At 42.8% G+C, this 17,052-nt stretch carries 19 protein-coding genes and 3 pseudogenes; 11 read left to right on the top strand and 11 right to left on the bottom strand.

What is annotated here, in order from left to right:
* The first annotated feature begins 9 nt into the window (after positions 1–9).
* From accC to D8852_RS00650, 5 genes and pseudogenes are all read left to right on the top strand, one after another.
* The gene (gene accC, locus D8852_RS00630; protein ID WP_000488665.1) at positions 10–1,377 is read left to right on the top strand and encodes an acetyl-CoA carboxylase biotin carboxylase subunit; all 1,368 of its coding nucleotides are present in this window, start codon (positions 10–12) and stop codon (positions 1,375–1,377) included.
* A 35-nt stretch (positions 1,378–1,412) separates the two neighbouring features.
* Positions 1,413–2,279: an acetyl-CoA carboxylase, carboxyltransferase subunit beta gene (gene accD, locus D8852_RS00635; protein ID WP_125424815.1), complete on the top strand. Its 867-nt coding sequence runs from the start codon at positions 1,413–1,415 to the stop codon at positions 2,277–2,279.
* On the top strand, positions 2,276–3,043 hold the full coding sequence (locus D8852_RS00640) for an acetyl-CoA carboxylase carboxyl transferase subunit alpha (protein ID WP_125424814.1): 768 nt from the start codon (positions 2,276–2,278) through the stop codon (positions 3,041–3,043). The genes accD and D8852_RS00640 overlap by 4 nt, the downstream gene beginning before the upstream one ends.
* Positions 3,044–3,202: 159 nt before the next feature.
* Positions 3,203–3,375, top strand: a pseudogene (locus D8852_RS00645) (acetyl-CoA carboxylase).
* 17 nt (positions 3,376–3,392) lie between these two features.
* On the top strand, positions 3,393–4,115 hold the full coding sequence (locus D8852_RS00650; RefSeq protein WP_125424813.1) for a CPBP family intramembrane glutamic endopeptidase: 723 nt from the start codon (positions 3,393–3,395) through the stop codon (positions 4,113–4,115).
* A gap of 49 nt (positions 4,116–4,164) precedes the next feature.
* Here D8852_RS00650 and nusB read toward each other — a convergent pair whose 3' ends face one another.
* The 9 genes and pseudogenes from nusB to gatC form a co-directional block, all read right to left on the bottom strand.
* On the bottom strand, positions 4,165–4,587 hold the full coding sequence (gene nusB, locus D8852_RS00655) for a transcription antitermination factor NusB (RefSeq protein ID WP_125424812.1): 423 nt from the start codon (positions 4,585–4,587) through the stop codon (positions 4,165–4,167).
* Positions 4,580–4,969: an Asp23/Gls24 family envelope stress response protein gene (locus D8852_RS00660; protein WP_000510598.1), complete on the bottom strand. Its 390-nt coding sequence runs from the start codon at positions 4,967–4,969 to the stop codon at positions 4,580–4,582. Before D8852_RS00660 ends, nusB begins: the two co-directional genes overlap by 8 nt.
* A gap of 21 nt (positions 4,970–4,990) precedes the next feature.
* The gene (efp, locus tag D8852_RS00665) at positions 4,991–5,551 is read right to left on the bottom strand and encodes an elongation factor P (RefSeq protein WP_000568640.1); all 561 of its coding nucleotides are present in this window, start codon (positions 5,549–5,551) and stop codon (positions 4,991–4,993) included.
* Between the two features lie 146 nt (positions 5,552–5,697).
* Positions 5,698–5,781, bottom strand: a pseudogene (locus D8852_RS00670) (glutamyl-tRNA amidotransferase); the annotation flags it as partial.
* A pseudogene (locus D8852_RS10245) lies at positions 5,756–5,887 on the bottom strand (SPFH domain-containing protein); the annotation flags it as partial. The pseudogenes D8852_RS00670 and D8852_RS10245, both read right to left, overlap by 26 nt.
* Positions 5,888–5,951: 64 nt before the next feature.
* The gene (locus tag D8852_RS00675; protein WP_125424811.1) at positions 5,952–6,350 is read right to left on the bottom strand and encodes a hypothetical protein; all 399 of its coding nucleotides are present in this window, start codon (positions 6,348–6,350) and stop codon (positions 5,952–5,954) included.
* Between the two features lie 57 nt (positions 6,351–6,407).
* Entirely contained in the window at positions 6,408–7,853 is a 1,446-nt protein-coding gene (gene gatB, locus D8852_RS00680; RefSeq protein ID WP_125424810.1) for an Asp-tRNA(Asn)/Glu-tRNA(Gln) amidotransferase subunit GatB, read from the bottom strand.
* Positions 7,853–9,319 (bottom strand): Asp-tRNA(Asn)/Glu-tRNA(Gln) amidotransferase subunit GatA, encoded by a 1,467-nt coding sequence (gene gatA / locus D8852_RS00685; RefSeq protein WP_125424809.1) that lies wholly within the window; start codon positions 9,317–9,319, stop codon positions 7,853–7,855. The genes gatB and gatA overlap by 1 nt, the downstream gene beginning before the upstream one ends.
* Entirely contained in the window at positions 9,319–9,621 is a 303-nt protein-coding gene (gene gatC / locus D8852_RS00690) for an Asp-tRNA(Asn)/Glu-tRNA(Gln) amidotransferase subunit GatC (protein ID WP_125424808.1), read from the bottom strand. The genes gatA and gatC overlap by 1 nt, the downstream gene beginning before the upstream one ends.
* Positions 9,622–9,825: 204 nt before the next feature.
* Between gatC and D8852_RS00695 the strand changes: the two genes are divergently transcribed.
* The 3 genes from D8852_RS00695 (at position 9,826) to D8852_RS00705 (ending at position 12,431) form a co-directional block, all read left to right on the top strand.
* Positions 9,826–10,512: a TIGR02206 family membrane protein gene (locus tag D8852_RS00695; RefSeq protein ID WP_125424807.1), complete on the top strand. Its 687-nt coding sequence runs from the start codon at positions 9,826–9,828 to the stop codon at positions 10,510–10,512.
* A 142-nt stretch (positions 10,513–10,654) separates the two neighbouring features.
* Entirely contained in the window at positions 10,655–12,199 is a 1,545-nt protein-coding gene (locus D8852_RS00700) for a peptide chain release factor 3 (RefSeq protein WP_125424806.1), read from the top strand.
* Positions 12,200–12,209: 10 nt separating this feature from the next.
* Entirely contained in the window at positions 12,210–12,431 is a 222-nt protein-coding gene (locus D8852_RS00705; RefSeq protein ID WP_125424805.1) for a hypothetical protein, read from the top strand.
* Positions 12,432–12,604: 173 nt separating this feature from the next.
* On the opposite strand, the gene D8852_RS00710 is transcribed toward D8852_RS00705, so the two are convergent.
* Entirely contained in the window at positions 12,605–13,558 is a 954-nt protein-coding gene (locus tag D8852_RS00710; RefSeq protein WP_125424804.1) for an aromatic acid exporter family protein, read from the bottom strand.
* Between the two features lie 67 nt (positions 13,559–13,625).
* Positions 13,626–14,831: a serine/threonine transporter SstT gene (sstT, locus tag D8852_RS00715; RefSeq protein WP_125424803.1), complete on the bottom strand. Its 1,206-nt coding sequence runs from the start codon at positions 14,829–14,831 to the stop codon at positions 13,626–13,628.
* A 148-nt stretch (positions 14,832–14,979) separates the two neighbouring features.
* Here sstT and D8852_RS00720 point away from each other — a divergent pair, with 148 nt between their 5' ends.
* From D8852_RS00720 to D8852_RS00730, 3 genes are read left to right on the top strand one after another with little or no spacing between them, the layout of a single operon-like run.
* The gene (locus D8852_RS00720) at positions 14,980–15,540 is read left to right on the top strand and encodes a mechanosensitive ion channel family protein (RefSeq protein ID WP_084945536.1); all 561 of its coding nucleotides are present in this window, start codon (positions 14,980–14,982) and stop codon (positions 15,538–15,540) included.
* A 57-nt stretch (positions 15,541–15,597) separates the two neighbouring features.
* Entirely contained in the window at positions 15,598–16,506 is a 909-nt protein-coding gene (locus D8852_RS00725) for a magnesium transporter CorA family protein (protein ID WP_125424802.1), read from the top strand.
* A gap of 17 nt (positions 16,507–16,523) precedes the next feature.
* Positions 16,524–17,051 (top strand): YqeG family HAD IIIA-type phosphatase, encoded by a 528-nt coding sequence (locus D8852_RS00730; RefSeq protein ID WP_125424801.1) that lies wholly within the window; start codon positions 16,524–16,526, stop codon positions 17,049–17,051.
* Position 17,052: the final 1 nt, after the last annotated feature.

Consider the following 17,052-nt stretch of genomic DNA (forward strand, 5'->3'; position numbering starts at 1 on the left):
AGGTTCTCCATGTTTCGTAAAATTTTGATTGCCAACCGTGGTGAGATTGCGGTTCGCATTATTCGAGCTGCACGTGAATTGGGCATTGCGACCGTAGCAGTTTATTCAACTGCTGATAAGGAAGCTCTTCACACACTCCTAGCGGATGAAGCTATCTGTATCGGACCTGGTAAGGCGACAGAGTCTTATCTCAATATCAATGCGATTTTATCTGCTGCGGTCTTGACAGAGGCAGAAGCCATCCACCCAGGTTTTGGTTTTCTTAGCGAAAACTCCAAGTTTGCCACTATGTGTGATGAAGTAGGGATTAAGTTCATCGGTCCTTCTGGGGCTGTAATGGATACCATGGGAGATAAGATCAATGCGCGTGAGCAAATGATCAAGGCTGGGGTTCCAGTTATCCCAGGATCTGATGGTGAAGTTCACACGGCTGAAGAGGCCCTTGCAGTTGCAGAAAAGATTGGCTACCCAGTCATGCTTAAGGCATCGGCAGGTGGTGGTGGAAAAGGGATTCGTAAGGTTGAAAAGGCAGAAGACTTGGTCGCAGCCTTTGAGACAGCATCCAGTGAAGCCAAGGCCAATTTTGGGAATGGCGCTATGTATCTTGAACGTGTAATTTATCCAGCTCGTCATATCGAAGTTCAGATTCTTGCAGATCAAGAGGGTCATGTTGTTCACCTTGGTGAACGGGATTGTTCACTCCAACGGAATAACCAAAAGGTCTTAGAAGAAAGCCCATCCATTGCGATTGGCAAAACCCTTCGTAATGAAATTGGTGCTGCAGCTGTTCGTGCAGCGGAGTCTGTTGGCTATGAAAATGCAGGGACGATTGAATTTCTTCTCGATGAAGCGAGTGGCAATTTCTACTTCATGGAAATGAATACTCGTGTGCAAGTTGAACACCCCGTCACAGAGTTTGTTTCAGGTGTTGATATCGTGAAGGAACAGATCCGCATTGCTGCCGGGCAACCTTTACCTTTCAAACAAGAAGATATCGTCCTACGAGGTCATGCTATCGAGTGCCGGATCAATGCGGAAAATCCAGCATTTAACTTTGCTCCAAGCCCAGGTAAAATTACCAATCTCTATCTACCAAGTGGTGGAGTTGGCTTGCGCGTGGACTCAGCAGTTTATCCAGGTTATACCATTCCTCCTTACTATGATAGTATGATTGCTAAAATCATTGTTCATGGGGAGAATCGTTTTGATGCATTGATGAAGATGCAACGGGCACTTTATGAACTTGATATTGAAGGAGTGCAAACCAATGCAGACTTCCAGTTGGATCTGATTTCAGACCGCCGAGTTATCGCTGGTGACTACGATACTTCCTTCTTGATGGAAACTTTCTTGCCAAAATACCAAGAAAAAGAATAGACTTTCAAACAGAATGAGAACTAAAAGGGGGAGTTATGGCTCTATTTAGTAAAAAGGATAAGTATATTCGGATCAATCCTAACCGTTCCGTAAGGCAGAAACCACAAGCCAAGCCTGAGGTTCCGGATGAACTCTTCTCCCAGTGTCCTGGTTGTAAACACACCATTTACCAAAAGGATCTTGGGAGCGAACGAATTTGTCCCCATTGTAGCTATACTTTCCGTATTTCGGCTCAGGAACGCTTGGCTTTGACGATTGATTCTGACAGCTTTGTGGAGATGTTTACGGGTATTGAAACTCAAGATCCATTAAACTTTCCTGGCTACCAGAAAAAACTTGCTACTATGCGTGAAAAGACAGGTTTGGATGAAGCTGTCCTGACTGGTACAGCTAGCATCAAGGGAGAAAAAGTTGCCCTTGGGATCATGGATTCTAACTTTATCATGGCTTCTATGGGAACCGTTGTGGGTGAAAAAATCACGCGCTTGTTTGAGTATGCAACGGTAGAAAACTTGTCAGTCGTACTCTTCACAGCTTCTGGTGGAGCCCGCATGCAAGAAGGAATCATGAGCTTGATGCAGATGGCTAAGATTTCTGCGGCAGTTCAACGTCATTCCAAGGCAGGACTTTTTTACCTGACTATTTTGACGGATCCGACAACAGGCGGAGTGACAGCTTCTTTTGCTATGGAAGGTGACATTATCCTAGCGGAGCCCCAGAGTTTGGTTGGTTTTGCTGGGCGTCGTGTTATTGAAAATACAGTTCGTGAGACCTTGCCGGATGATTTCCAAAAGGCAGAATTTTTGCTTGAACATGGATTTGTTGATGCAATTGTCAAACGTAGAGAACTACCAGAAACAATTGCTAAATTAGTGAGATTGCATGGAGGAAGTCGCGGATGAATATTGCAAAAATAGTCAGAGAGGCACGCGAGCAAAGTCGCTTGACAGCCCTTGATTTTGCCAGTGGAATCTTCGATGAATTTATCGAATTGCATGGAGACCGCTCTTTCCGAGACGATGGTGCGGTTATTGGTGGAATTGGCTGGTTAGGTGAACAAGCAGTCACAGTTGTCGGTATCCAAAAGGGGAAGAGTCTTCATGATAACCTCAAACGAAATTTTGGGCAACCCCATCCAGAAGGCTATCGTAAGGCTCTACGCTTGATGAAACAGGCAGAAAAGTTTGGACGTCCAGTTGTGACCTTTATCAATACGGCAGGAGCTTACCCAGGTGTGGGGGCTGAGGAACGTGGACAAGGGGAAGCAATCGCTCGAAACCTGATGGAAATGAGCGACCTCAAGGTTCCAATCATCGCGATTATTATTGGTGAAGGAGGGTCTGGAGGTGCCTTAGCACTAGCCGTTGCTGATCGCGTCTGGATGCTGGAAAATTCGATCTATGCCGTGCTCAGTCCAGAAGGCTTTGCCTCTATCCTATGGAAGGATGGAAGTCGGGCTATGGAAGCGGCAGAGTTGATGAAAATCACTTCACACGAACTCCTAGAAATGGGAATCGTAGACAAGGTAATCTCAGAAGCCGGACTCGCCAGTAAGGAACTGCAAGCTCGTGTTAAAAATGAATTGCGTGCAGAGCTTGACCGCTTGCAAGGCTTAGCCTTGGAACAGCTCCTCGAAGAACGTTACCAACGGTTTAGAAAATACTAAAAAGAAAGCTAGAACTGAGTAAAGGTTCTAGCATTTTTTCTAGAGAACATACATTTCAGGACGAAAAATTGACAGTTGAGGAGATGGACTATAAAATAGACAAAAAAGATGTATACTGTAGATGTGAGCCTACAACAATATTTTAAGAAGGTACTTGCAATGATAGGTACAAATACATTTACAGTTCTTTCAACTGAGGACTTGGAGCAAACTTCAGGTGGTCTTGCTGTTTGGGAAGATGGATATGGTAGATGGTTATATTATAGAGAATTTGCTAAGGGGCACTTAATTCTTATAGAGATGCTTGGAAGTACTGCTTCCGAGCAGGATAATTTTTCAAAAAAGTACGATGAGAAACACAAAGAAACTAAGACAATTTGGAATATTTTTGCTTATTATTTTACTATCTACCTATTTACCACAAACAATTGGATTGTATGCGGCAATCATTTTAGGGTTAGGCGCTGATGCCTATTCTCTTATTTTAACAATAGGATTAGTAGGAAGTTGCCTTCTATTAATTTGGTGGTTAAAAAAGAAAAAGATGCTCTTTATCTTTGAGAAAAAGAGCTGGAACTGGTCATTTGTCTTCTACTTATTTGCAAGTTATGTAGTTTATCAGATTCTCGGTGATTTTTGGGCACGCTATGCTCATTTGATTAATCATAGGAATATTCATGATGAGTATTTTACCGTGGTTCTTTCAAATGGACAACCAACTTTTTTATCGACTATCTTATCTTTTGTCCTGCCTGTAATCATCGGTCCTGTTTTTGAGGAGGCTCTTGATAGAGGGTATTTTATGAATACCTTCTTTCCTAAGTCAAAGTACTATTTAGATGTCATCTTATCAGGCCTTATCTTTGGACTTAGTCATTTGATACTATCTCACCGGGACCCAATTAGTTTATTATATTATAGTCTGATTGGTCTCTTTTTTGCCCTTGTTTATCGTTCTACCGACAATCTGAGATTAACGATTCTCTGTCATAGTTTTTTTAACTTTCTCAATCATGCAAAACCTATCTGGATTTTTATTTATAATTATATCTATTACCACTTTTTTAGATAGTGGAAGGCAAAGAAAAAAGTGTTTGATGTTTGTCAAACACTTTTTCTATTTACTGTTCTTCTGTTACAAACTGGCTGAGCAGTCCATTGATAAAACGGGCAGATTTTTGATCTGAGAAGTCCTTTGCAAGCTCGATAGCTTCGTTAACAGCAACCAACTGTGGAGTGTCAAATGAAGTGATTTCAAAGACTCCCAAGCGAAGGAGGTTTCTCTCCACGAGCGTTAAACGTTCAATGGTCCAACCTGCTTTTAGATGTTGTGTGATTTGCTTGTCTAGTTCTTCCTTTTTAGTTTGAACACCAGAAACGAGCTCTGTCAAAAAGGCTGGGAGTTGCACATCCGTATATTCACGATCGTGTGTGTAGGCGAAACGACAAGCAGTTTCGACATCTGTATCAAACTCAAGACTCATAAGAGCTTGAAAGGCACACTTACGGAGCTCACGTCTAGATTCTAATAGTGGACTAGTCATTGAGGAAGTCCTCATCAAACAAGTCTTTCAAGTCTGGTTTTGGTGTTTTATCTGGAACAATACCTGCAACGTGGATATTGATAGCAGCGAGTTCTACATCAGCCATATTGCGGACAGCATCTTTGACAGCTTTTTGGATAGCAACAGCTACCTTAGGAACTTTTACTCCGTACTCAAGGTAGAGGTAGATATCAGCTGTGAGTTCTTCGTCCACGTTTTTAAGATAAACACCGCGGCCGAGTGAAAGTTTTGAAAGGGTATCAGATACTGATTTGTTTGAAAAAGAGTGTACGCCCTCTACCTTTGCAGTAGCAACAGCAATGATTTTTTCAAGTACACGTGGGGCGATAACGATTTCGCCAAGTTGTTCTTCAATTCCCATAGAATGACCTCTTTCTAGAGATTAGGCACGAGAAACGTAAGTTCCTTCTGCAGTGTTGATAACGAGTTTTTGTCCTGCTTCGATGAAGTCTGGAACGTTGACAACAAGTCCAGTTTCCATCGTTGCTGGTTTACCAGAACCTGTAACAGTAGCACCTTTGATAGATGGTTGAGTTTCTGCAACTGTCAATTCAACAGTAGTTGGTACAGTTACACCGATTACTTCAGTTCCGTAGAATTGGATTTTCACATCAGAGTTTTCAAGGATGTAAAGCAATTCGTTTTCAACGTTGACTACAGGGATTTCGTATTGGTCGTAAGTTTCTGTATTCATGAAGTATGCTGTGTCATCCATTTTGTACAAGTATTGAGCTGGAACAGTTTCGATAATAGCTTGTTCAAATTTTTCCTCTGGACGATAGCTTGTGTCAAATGTAGAACCAGTACGGACATCACGCAATTTCATACGCATGATCGTGTTTCCTTTACCTGGTTTGTGGTGGCTAGCTTCCAAAACGCGGATCAATTTTCCGTCAGCTGTTTCAAAGGTCATACCAGCTTTTAATTTACTTGCTTCAATCATGTTTTTACCTCTTTAATAAATATTATTACTCTTCATTTTACCATAAAATACTCTGGAAATAAAGCCAAAATAGTTATTGGGAGTTGGTAGAGAAGAAAAAACCAACCTTAGGGCCGGTTTTGTTCTGTCTAGTTTTCTTTCAACTTTAAGCCTGCTTTTTCCACGCATTCACGCGCGCCACCGCCATTTTTAGCCAGATGGACAAAGACTTTCTTGGTCATAGCTGAGGTCTTCAAGCAAGATACTGGTTGCTTCAATCTCGTAGAGGCCTGTCCAAACTTTGTTGACCTTTTGTTTAGCGAGTTCGTTGAAGGGTTTTTGATTGGCATTGAGACTATTGAAAAGGTTGATTTCATAACTCAAATAATTATTAAATTATTTGATAACCTTTAAAAATCATCTAAGATTTACTAGCATTTAGCTTCTTTATGGAATGGCGTTCGATGAGCCCCCCTATAATCCACCCCATCGCTAGCAAGTAATTCTCAAAAGCACCGATAGCATTTACAGGAGAGTGATACTCCATATAATTGAGTAAGTGATTTGTTCCTATTCCAATTCCGCCAATAATGAGAGCAAGAAGTGCGATTCGTAGATAGAACCAATCGTATTTAATATTGACAGCGAGAATAATAATCAATACAGCTAAATTCCATATTCCAATTTCTCGTTGCCAACCAGCAGATATTCCGTACCCGGAGTGACTTCCCATGTATGATGGAAAGAAAATTTGTAGTATAGAAGCGCCTAACATAGCGATGATGACTAAAACAAATAGCAATCGTAAAAATTTGTTCATTTATTCTCCTTGTCTCATTCTCGTTTTAAAAGTAGAAAAAAGTGTATAAAGAGTAAATTACTCACTGTCTTTCAACTTAGCCAATTCTTGGGCAAGGAGTTTAAGGGCGACTTGTGGGTTGGCTTGGCCTTTGGTAGCTTTCATAAGGAATCCTGTGAAGGCCTTGTCTGCGTTGCGTTTTCCTGACTTGAAGTCGGCAACAGCGGCTTCGTTATCCGCAAAGACTTGGTGGATGATTGGAATCAAGATAGCTGGATCTGAGATTTGCACCAAGCCTGCTTTTTCCACGTATTCACGCGCACTACCACCATTTTTAGCCAGGTGGACAAAGACTTTCTTGGCAATCTTAGACGAGATAGTGCCATCTTCGATGATGGCAATCATTTCAACCAAGTTTTCTGGTGTCAATTCGATTTGTTCGAGTGTTTTTCCTTCAGCGTTCAAGAATTGAGCGACTTCACCTTGGAGCCAGTTTGAGACTTGCTTAGCATCGCCACCAAGGGCAACAGCTTTCTCAAAGAAGTCAGAAGTGACTTTGTTAGCAGTCAGCTGGCTAGCATCGTAGTCTGACAAGCCAAGGTCAGCAACGTAGCGAGCACGGCGTTCTTTTGGAAACTCTGGCAACTCTGTACGCATTTCTTCGATCCACTCATCAGAGATTTCAAAGAGGGGTAGGTCTGGTTCTGGGAAGTAGCGGTAGTCTGCAGCCCCTTCCTTGACACGCATGAGGATGGTTGCCTTGTTAGCTTCATCGTAACGGCGAGTTTCTTGGCGAATTTGACCACCTGAGCGAAGGATTTCAGCTTGACGTTGGACTTCGTATTCAAGCCCTTTACGGACATTGGAGAAGGAGTTGAGGTTTTTCAACTCAGTCTTGGTACCGAATTTCTCTTGACCATAAGGACGAAGGGAGATGTTGGCATCCACACGCATAGAACCTTCTTCCATCTTAACGTCGGAAATACCAGCGTACTGGATAACTTCCTTGAGGGCAGTTAGATAAGCATAGGCTTCTTCAGGAGAACGCATGTCGGCTTCAGACACGATCTCAATCAAAGGCACCCCTTGGCGGTTGAGGTCTACATAAGAGTAGCCATCTGTACCGTGGGTGTTTTTACCAGCATCTTCTTCCAAGTGGGCGCGTTCGATACCGATTTTCTTAGTTGTACCGTCTTCTAGCTCGACTTCAATCCAGCCGTTGTAGCCGATTGGCTCATCAAACTGAGAAATTTGGTAGGCTTTTGGATTATCAGGATAGAAGTAGTTCTTGCGGTCAAAGTGCATCTTTTTGTGGATGTCCATGTTGAGGGCAAGAGCGGCCTTGATACCGGCATCGACAACACCTTTATTGAGAACTGGCAGAACTCCTGGGAAAGACCAGTCAATCACGTTGGTATTGGCATTCTGGTCATTTCCAAAGTGGGCAGAAGTTGGTGAGAAGATTTTTGAATTGGTGTTGAGCTCTACGTGGACTTCAAGTCCAATGACTGTTTCAAAGTTCATTAGTTATCACCTCCAAAAATCACAGGTTGTTGTTTGTGGTAGTCTGTTGTTGCTTCAAAAGCAGCAGCAACTTGGTAAATGGTCTCTTCTGAGTATTTAGGACCGATCAATTGGAGACCGACAGGTAGACCTTGAGAGAATCCAGCAGGAATTGAAATTCCTGGGAGACCTGCCAAGTTGACAGGGATGGTCAAAAGGTCAGCCAAGTACATGGCAACTGGGTCATGGTTGAGTGAGTCCAAGTCATAAGCAACACTTGGAGCAGTTGGTCCCAAAATCAAGTCATAATCCGCAAAGACTTTTTCGAAATCTTGGATGATGAGGGTACGGACTTGTCCAGCCTTCTTGTAGTAGGCGTCGTAGTAACCTGACGAAAGACTGAAAGTACCCAGCATGATACGGCGTTTCACTTCTTCACCGAAACCTTGGCTACGGCTGTTTACATAGATTTCATCAAGATTAGTCGCATCCTCTGCGCGGTAGCCATAACGGATACCGTCAAAACGTTGCAAGTTTGAGGATGCCTCTGATGAAGCGATAATGTAGTAAACGGCAACACCGTATTTAGAGTGAGGAAGGCTCACTTCTTCGATGATAGCACCGAGTTTTTCAAAGTGTTTGGCCGCGTTCAGGATAGTTTCCTTAACCTCTGGGGCAATCCCTTCACCAAGGTATTCCTTAGGCAAAGCAATTTTCATACCCTTGATGTCTTGCCCGATTTTTGAAGTAAAGTCAGCAATACGGACAGGAGCAGAAGTGGAGTCTTTGGCATCTTCGCTGGCAATAGCATTGAGCAAGAGGGCATTTTCCTTAACGGTTGGTGCAAAAGGACCAATCTGGTCTAATGAGCTACCAAAGGCAATGAGACCGAAACGTGAAACTGTTCCATAGGTTGGTTTGAGACCAACAATCCCGTTGAAGGCAGCAGGTTGGCGGATAGAACCACCAGTATCAGAACCAAGAGACAAACGAACTTGCCCTGAAGCTACAGCTGCGGCAGAACCACTTGATGAACCACCAGGAACCTTGCTGTGGTCCCAAGCATTTTTAGTGGCACCGTAGTAAGAAGTCTCACCTGATCCACCCATAGCAAACTCGTCCATGTTGGTTTTCCCAACGACAATCATGCCCTTGGCTTTTGCATTGGCAACGGCTGTCGAATCAAAGATAGGCTCGTAGTTGTAGAGCATTTTTGAGGCTGCAGTTGTGAGGATACCGTCTGTAGAGATATTATCCTTAACAGCCAGTGGAATTCCTGAAAGGACATTATCCACATCAATTCCAGCTTCATCAATAGCCTTAGCTTGAGCGAGGGCTTGCTCTTCAGCGATGGTAACAAAAGCATTGATAGCCGTCTCGCGAGATTTGATATCTTCAAGCGTTGCTTGTGTCAATTCAGTTGCAGAAATTTCCTTAGAGACAAGGAGGTTGTGCAAGTCTTCAATGGTTTTATGATTAAAAGTCATTAGGCATCTCCTCCATCGTCTAGGATAGCTGGTACCTTGATATAGTAGTTTTCTTTTTCAGGTACATTTTTAAACAAGCGGTCACGGTCTGTTCCTTTTTCGGCCACATCAGGGCGGAGTACGGTTTTACGGTCAGCCATCGTTGTAGTAGGTGCGACACCAGTTGTGTCGACTTCGCCCAGCAACTCAACCATATCAACAATTTTAGATAGGGTTGTTGCAAAGGAGGTAGTTTCTTCTTCAGAGAATCTTAATTTTGAAAGATTGGCAACGTGCGTCACCTCTTCTTGCGTAATTTTCATCTTGCATCCTTTCGTGAAATGATGATTTTTAGTCTGTTCTATTTTACCATATTTTCCTATAAATAAGCTAAGGCAAACTGAAAAGAAATAGAAATTGAAAAATCGCTTTTAATTCGCTATAATAGTTAAACTAAAAGAAAAATTGAGTGAGACTAGAGATTAATGTAGGAAGAATTCCTCGAAAGATGAGTTAGGATAGAAAATATGCTACATAATTTTTTTACAAGATTCCAAACCGTACCTCCTCCCATTTCGCTCTTTTGGTATGGGGTTATGATGCTTGTCTTAGTGCTTTGTATTTATGGGGCGCTTGCTTATCACAAGAATCCACGCTTTGTCTACTTGTTTAAGGGGATTCAGATTCTCCAGTTACTAACTCTTTATAGTTGGTATGTTGGTTTTGGGATTCCATTGTCTAATAGTCTCCCTTTTTATCATTGTCGTTTGGCTATGTTTGCAGTGGTTTTCTTGCCAGATAAATGGCGGAGCAAGCAATACTTTGCCCTCTTAGGAGCAAGTGGAGCGGTCTTTGCCTTGGTTTACCCCGTTTTTGACCCCTATGATTTCCCCCATATCACTAGTTTTTCATTTTTGATTGGGCACTATGCCCTTTTGGTGAATTCCTTGGTCTACTTGATGAATCACTATGACAAGAGCCTGCTCAAGAAATATATGATAGTAGCCTACACCTTTGTTCTCAATCTCTTTCTAATTGGGGTTAATCAGGTGACTGGTGGAAATTATGGCCTCTTAAGAGATACACCGTTTATCTCGAATGCTCCTCTATGGCTAAAGTACCTCCTTGTGTCGGTTATTCTTTCTCTAGCCTTGCTTCTCTTTGATATCTTGTTCAAGAAACGGTGGAAAAAGAGAAAGGATGTCAAAGTCTAGCCTTGTTTTTGGTCTGATGGATGATTGAAAAACTCCCCAAAATCCGATATAATGGAGAGTTGAAAGGAATGGTAAAATCCAATGTAAAAATCATTCTTAGCTACTGAAACAACTAAAATAGAAAATCAAAGAAAGAGAACTTATGACTATTCAAGAAGAAATCAAGAAACGCCGTACCTTTGCTATCATCTCCCACCCGGACGCCGGGAAAACAACCATCACTGAGCAGTTGCTCTACTTTGGGGGCGAGATTCGTGAGGCTGGTACTGTAAAAGGAAAGAAAACAGGGACTTTTGCCAAGTCTGACTGGATGGATATTGAGAAACAACGTGGGATTTCGGTCACTTCATCTGTTATGCAATTTGATTACGATGGCAAACGCGTCAATATCCTAGACACACCAGGGCATGAGGACTTCTCAGAAGACACCTATCGGACCTTGATGGCGGTGGATGCTGCGGTCATGGTCGTGGACTCTGCCAAGGGTATCGAGGCTCAAACTAAGAAATTGTTTGAGGTTGTGAAACACCGTGGTATTCCCGTCTTTACCTTTATGAACAAGCTGGACCGTGACGGTCGTGAACCGCTAGACCTCTTGCAAGAACTAGAAGAAGTCCTAGGTATTGCTAGCTACCCAATGAACTGGCCAATCGGGATGGGGAAAGCCTTTGAAGGCTTGTATGACCTCTATAACCAACGTTTAGAACTTTATAAAGGGGATGAACGTTTTGCCAGTTTGGAAGATGGCGACAAACTCTTTGGAAGTAACCCATTTTATGAGCAAGTAAAAGAGGATATCGAACTCCTGAATGAAGCAGGAAATGAGTTTTCAGAAGAAGCCATTCTCGCAGGTGATTTGACTCCGGTCTTCTTCGGATCAGCCCTGACTAACTTTGGGGTACAGACCTTCCTTGAAACTTTTTTGAAATTTGCTCCAGAGCCACATGGACACAAGAAAACAGATGGCGAAATTGTCGATCCTTACGACAAGGATTTCTCAGGGTTTGTCTTTAAAATCCAAGCTAACATGGATCCTCGTCACCGTGACCGTATCGCCTTTGTCCGCATCGTATCAGGTGAATTTGAGCGTGGAATGAGTGTCAACCTGCCTCGTACTGGGAAGAGTGCCAAACTGTCGAATGTCACTCAGTTTATGGCGGAAAGTCGTGAGAATGTGACCAATGCCGTGGCAGGTGATATTATCGGGGTTTACGATACAGGGACTTATCAGGTTGGAGACACTTTGACGGTTGGAAAAAACAAGTTTGAGTTTGAACCACTGCCAACCTTTACTCCTGAAATTTTCATGAAAGTTTCTGCCAGGAACGTCATGAAACAAAAATCCTTCCACAAGGGGATTGAACAATTGGTGCAGGAAGGAGCTATTCAGCTTTATAAGAACTACCAAACAGGCGAGTATATGCTAGGCGCTGTTGGTCAACTCCAGTTTGAAGTCTTTAAGCACCGCATGGAAGGTGAGTACAACGCTGAAGTTGTCATGACTCCAATGGGTAAAAAGACAGTTCGTTGGATCAAGCCAGAGGACCTAGACGAGCGCATGTCATCAAGCCGCAATATCTTGGCAAAAGACCGTTTTGACCAACCAGTCTTCCTCTTCGAAAATGACTTTGCCCTCCGCTGGTTTGTCGACAAGTATCCAGACGTGGAGTTGGAGGAAAAAATGTAAATCGTTACAAATGACTAGCAACATAAAGTTGCTGTCATTTGACGGTAACCGCTATGGCGGTCTACCTAAACGCTTCACTAGGAAAAATCCACGAATATTATCGATTCGTGGATTTTTCCGTCGTAATGGTAAGGAAGCGAACTGGCGAACTGCCTCACTAACTGAGTTTTACAAATGGAATCGATTTGTAAAACTCAGTGTCGTAGTTCAGGAAATTTATTTGTTTGTGTAACAATCTAAGTAACTAACGCCAAGTTTCTATGGAACTTGGCTAGGCGCTCCACTAGTAAAGTTTTACGAATAGTATCGATTCGTGGATTTTTTCATATAGTAAAGGTAATTGAAGTCAAAGGTAAATTAAAAACCCCAGAGAAATCATGGTATGTGAATTCTTCTGAGGTTTTTCTAGTTTCCATATTTTTGATAAAAATCGACCTTGACCTGAATGAAGGTTTCGGCTTCGCGTAGTAGCTGCAGGAGGGTGGCACGGGTCTCAAACTCCTCACGTGTTTTAGGGAGACTCCGATGGCGGAAGACTTGCAGATAGCGTTCGATGTCATCAAGTAGGTCGTGAGCAGGGTTGGTCTGGCTTAGCTGGGCTGCTATCTTTGAAAAGAGCTGTGCCAAGATCAAACTCTCACTTGCGGCTAGGTGACAAGTATTGATCTGCTGCGCCATATTTCGCAGGATACGACTTTGTCGCTGTCTCATCTCAAAGTAGTGGATGTGGTAGTCCGTCTGGTGAAAGAGGTGATCCGAGTGATCCAAATATACCAGTTTGAGAGCTTCATCGAGGAGGTTGTCTAATTCGTCAACGAGTTGGGCTTGATTGCGTCCGTCTCCCTTTGACAGATAGTATTTAAAACGAAGCAGGATATCTTTTAACTTTTCTTCGACCTGAAGGTGGTAGCTTTGGATGGCTTTCTCACGAGAAGGCATATAAAGGTTGACCAATAGAGCAAAGCTTGTCCCGATGAGAAAGAGGAGTACTTCATTTAACAAGAGGTCTGGAGAAGTGGACTCCTGCACTAAGAGATGACCGACCAAGACACTGCTAGGGGTGATGCCGATTTCCCAGCCCATTTTATAGGCTAGGGGCACGTAGAGAGCCAGATAGAGGCCGAGACTCCAGATGTGAAATCCTGTCAGTTGAAAGGCTAGAACACCGATAGCGAGTGCTAGGAGCATGGAAAAGAGGCGGTTACGGGCTAATTTCAGCGTACTTCTGCGCGTGTCGGAGAGGCTTAAGAGAGCGATAATTCCAGCTGAAACTGCTGATGATAAATCTAAAAAATAAGCGAGAAAACAAGCGAGGCAGGTCGCTAAGATCAGTTTTGTCGTACGTTGGGTGATAGACATGAGAATTTCCTATAATACTAGAATAAGAGTATAAAAGACAAGGCTTGGAAGACTTGTCTTAAAAAATCTATTTTTTACGTGCCGACGCGTACTCAGCTACTGCTGTAAAGAGGACGTCGGTAGAAGAGTTCAGGGCAGTTTCGCAGGAATCTTGGACGACACCGATGACAAAACCGACTCCGACTACCTGCATGGCAACATCGTTTGAAATCCCAAAGAGACTACAAGCGACAGGGATGAGGAGAAGTGATCCACCAGCGATTCCAGAAGCTCCACAGGCAGAAATAGCAGCGACGACACTGAGCACAAAGGCTGTACCAAAGTCGACAGAGATTCCTAGCGTATTGACTGCAGCTAGAGTCAGAATGTTAATGGTTACGGCTGCGCCAGCCATGTTAATAGTGGAGCCAAGGGGAATAGAAACAGAGTAGGTATCTGGATTGAGTCCAAGATCTTGGCAGAGTTTCATGTTGACAGGGATATTAGCGGCAGAACTACGAGTAAAGAAAGCTGTAATTCCACTGACACGCAAACATTTAAAAACAAGAGGATAAGGATTTTTTCTCATAAGGAGAAAGGCAATGAGGGGATTGATGACAAGGGCCACAAAAGCCATAGTTGCAATCAAGAGTCCTAGCAAAATTCCGTAGTTAGCAAGGCTGGTAATTCCTTTATCAGAGATGGTCTTGAAGACCAAGCCCATAATTCCGAAAGGTGCCAAATTGATAATCCACTCCACAATCTTGGAAGTTACACCAGCCATGGTTTTGAGCAATTCCTTGCTGTTTTTGCTAGCTTCTCTCATAGCAAGTCCAAAGACAACAGCCCATGATAGAATTCCAATATAGTTGGCTTTGACGACGGCGTTGAGGGGATTGTCCACGAGATTCAGCAGGAGGTTGCTGAGAACTTGACCGATGCCGTCTGGTGGGGCAATCTCTGTGCTCGCACTGCTGAGAGTAATCTGGACCGGGAAGAGAAAACTAGCCAGTACAGCAATCAAGGCAGCTGCAAAGGTACCGAGTAGATAGAGAAAAATAACGGTCTTCATATTGGTATCTTGCCCTTTTTGATGTTGTGAGAGGGCATTTGCGACGAGGGTAAAGACCAAGACAGGAGCGATGGCTTTCAGACCCCCAACGAATAGGTCACCGAGAATGCTGAGCCCCGACAGACTAGGAAAAAGTAGCCCTAGAGAGGCTCCCAGAAGCATGCCGATTAGGATACGTTTGATGAGGCTGGCCTTGTTCCAGGCTCGAATGATTCTTTTCATAATAGTCTCCTTCAAAGTGTATTGTTTATGATTATAGTATAAATATGCCGTTGAGGCAAGTCTTTTTTTGAGTTTGGGGGAATATCAGAATATTTATGAGGGATTTGAACGGGATGATTTGTGGTATAATACTAAAAAGGAGTTTTGTATGCAAGAATTTTTTCAACGTTATCTTGATAAATTGGATGTAACAACTGTATTAGAGAATGTCTTGACCAAGGTGATCTCTCTTTTGATTTTGTTTCTGCTATTTTATATAGCTAAAAAGATGCTTCATGCGACTGTACGAAAGATTGTCAAGCCCTCGCTTAAATTTTCAAATCGGGATGCGGGCAGACAAAAGACCATTTCTCGTTTGCTTGAGAATATCTTTAACTACACCCTTTATTTCTTTTTGATTTACTGTATCTTGTCTATTTTGGGCTTGCCAGTTTCCAGCCTCCTTGCTGGGGCAGGGATTGCTGGGGTTGCCATTGGGATGGGGGCACAAGGCTTTCTATCCGATGTCATCAACGGCTTTTTCATTCTCTTTGAACGTCAGCTCGATGTGGGCGACGAAGTGATCCTGACAAATGGTCCTATTACCGTATCCGGAAAGGTCGTTAGTGTAGGAATTCGTACGACCCAACTTCGCAGTGACGACCAAGCCCTTCACTTTGTTCCTAACAGAAATATCACTGTTGTTAGCAACTTCTCTCGTACAGAGTAGGTCTGCTATTTTAGCAGATTTGTGGTACAATAGAAAGAGTTTGGTAAAGGAGAGAGTATGCTATTTGTAGAGAAAAAACTAGGTCACAATTGTACCTGGATAGACCTTGATGTGGACAAGATTAAAAACATGGAAGATCTTTCTGACATCTATGGCTTGGACAAGGAAACCATCGAGTATGCTCTAGATAGAAATGAACGAGCCCACATGGATTATAACCGTGAAACGGGGACGGTAACCTTTATTTATAATGTTCTTGATTTAGAAAAAGACAAAGAATATTATGAAGCGATTCCGATGACCTTTATCGTTGAAAAACAACGGCTGATCACAATTAGCAATCACAAGAATACTTATGTGATTAAACGCATGGCGACCTATCTTGAAAGCCATGAAATTATTTCCATCTACAAATTTCTTTTTGCCAGTTTAGAGATTATTAGTAATGCTTATTATCCAGTTATTGAAGAGATGGATAAAAGTAAGGATGAAATCAGTGCACTTCTTCGTCAAAAAACAACTAAAAAAAATCTTTTTGCCCTCTCTGACTTGGAAACCGGTATGGTTTACTTGACAGCTGCTGCCAAACAAAATCGTCTCCTCTTGGAACATATCCAAGGGAATGCTCTTTATCGCAATCTTAATGAGGTAGAAAGAGAGCAGTTTGATGATGCTATGATTGAAGCGCATCAGTTGGTTTCGATGACAGACTTGATTTCTCAAGTTTTGCAACAACTCTCAGCCTCTTACAACAACATCCTAAATAATAATTTGAATGATAATTTGACAACTTTGACAATTATCTCAGTCTTGCTGGCTATCCTTGCGGTTATTACAGGGTTCTTCGGAATGAATGTCCCTTTACCGTTTACAGATGAACCGAATGCTTGGATTTATATTTTGATAGCTAGTCTAATTTTATGGGCAGTCTTAGCCCAATGTTTAAAGAAAATTGCTAGAAATTAAAAAGAAAAGGAGCCAGAATGGCAATTGAAAACTATATGCCAGATTTTGCTGTGGAAGCAGTCTATGATCTGACAGTCCCAAGCCTGCAAGCGCAGGGGATCAAGGCTGTTTTGGTCGATTTGGACAATACCCTCATTGCTTGGAACAACCCTGATGGAACGCCAGAGATGAAGCAATGGCTACATGACCTCCGAGACGCAGGTATCCGTATCATCGTGGTCTCAAATAATACCAAAAAACGGGTTCAACGCGCAGTTGAGAAATTTGGGATTGACTACGTTTATTGGGCCTTGAAGCCTTTCACATTTGGGATTAACCGTGCTATGAAGGAATTTCACTACGAAAAAAATGAAGTGGTCATGGTCGGCGATCAACTCATGACAGATATACGAGCGGCTCATCGTGCAGGCATTCGCTCAATCTTAGTCAAACCCTTGGTCCAACACGACTCCATCAAAACGCAGATTAACCGAGCTCGCGAGCGCCGTGTCATGAAGCAAATTACTGAAAAGTACGGACCGATTACATATAAAAAAGGAATTTAAC

The organism is Streptococcus mitis (genome assembly GCF_003942695.1).
Taxonomy (GTDB): Bacteria; Bacillota; Bacilli; order Lactobacillales; family Streptococcaceae; genus Streptococcus; species Streptococcus mitis_BD.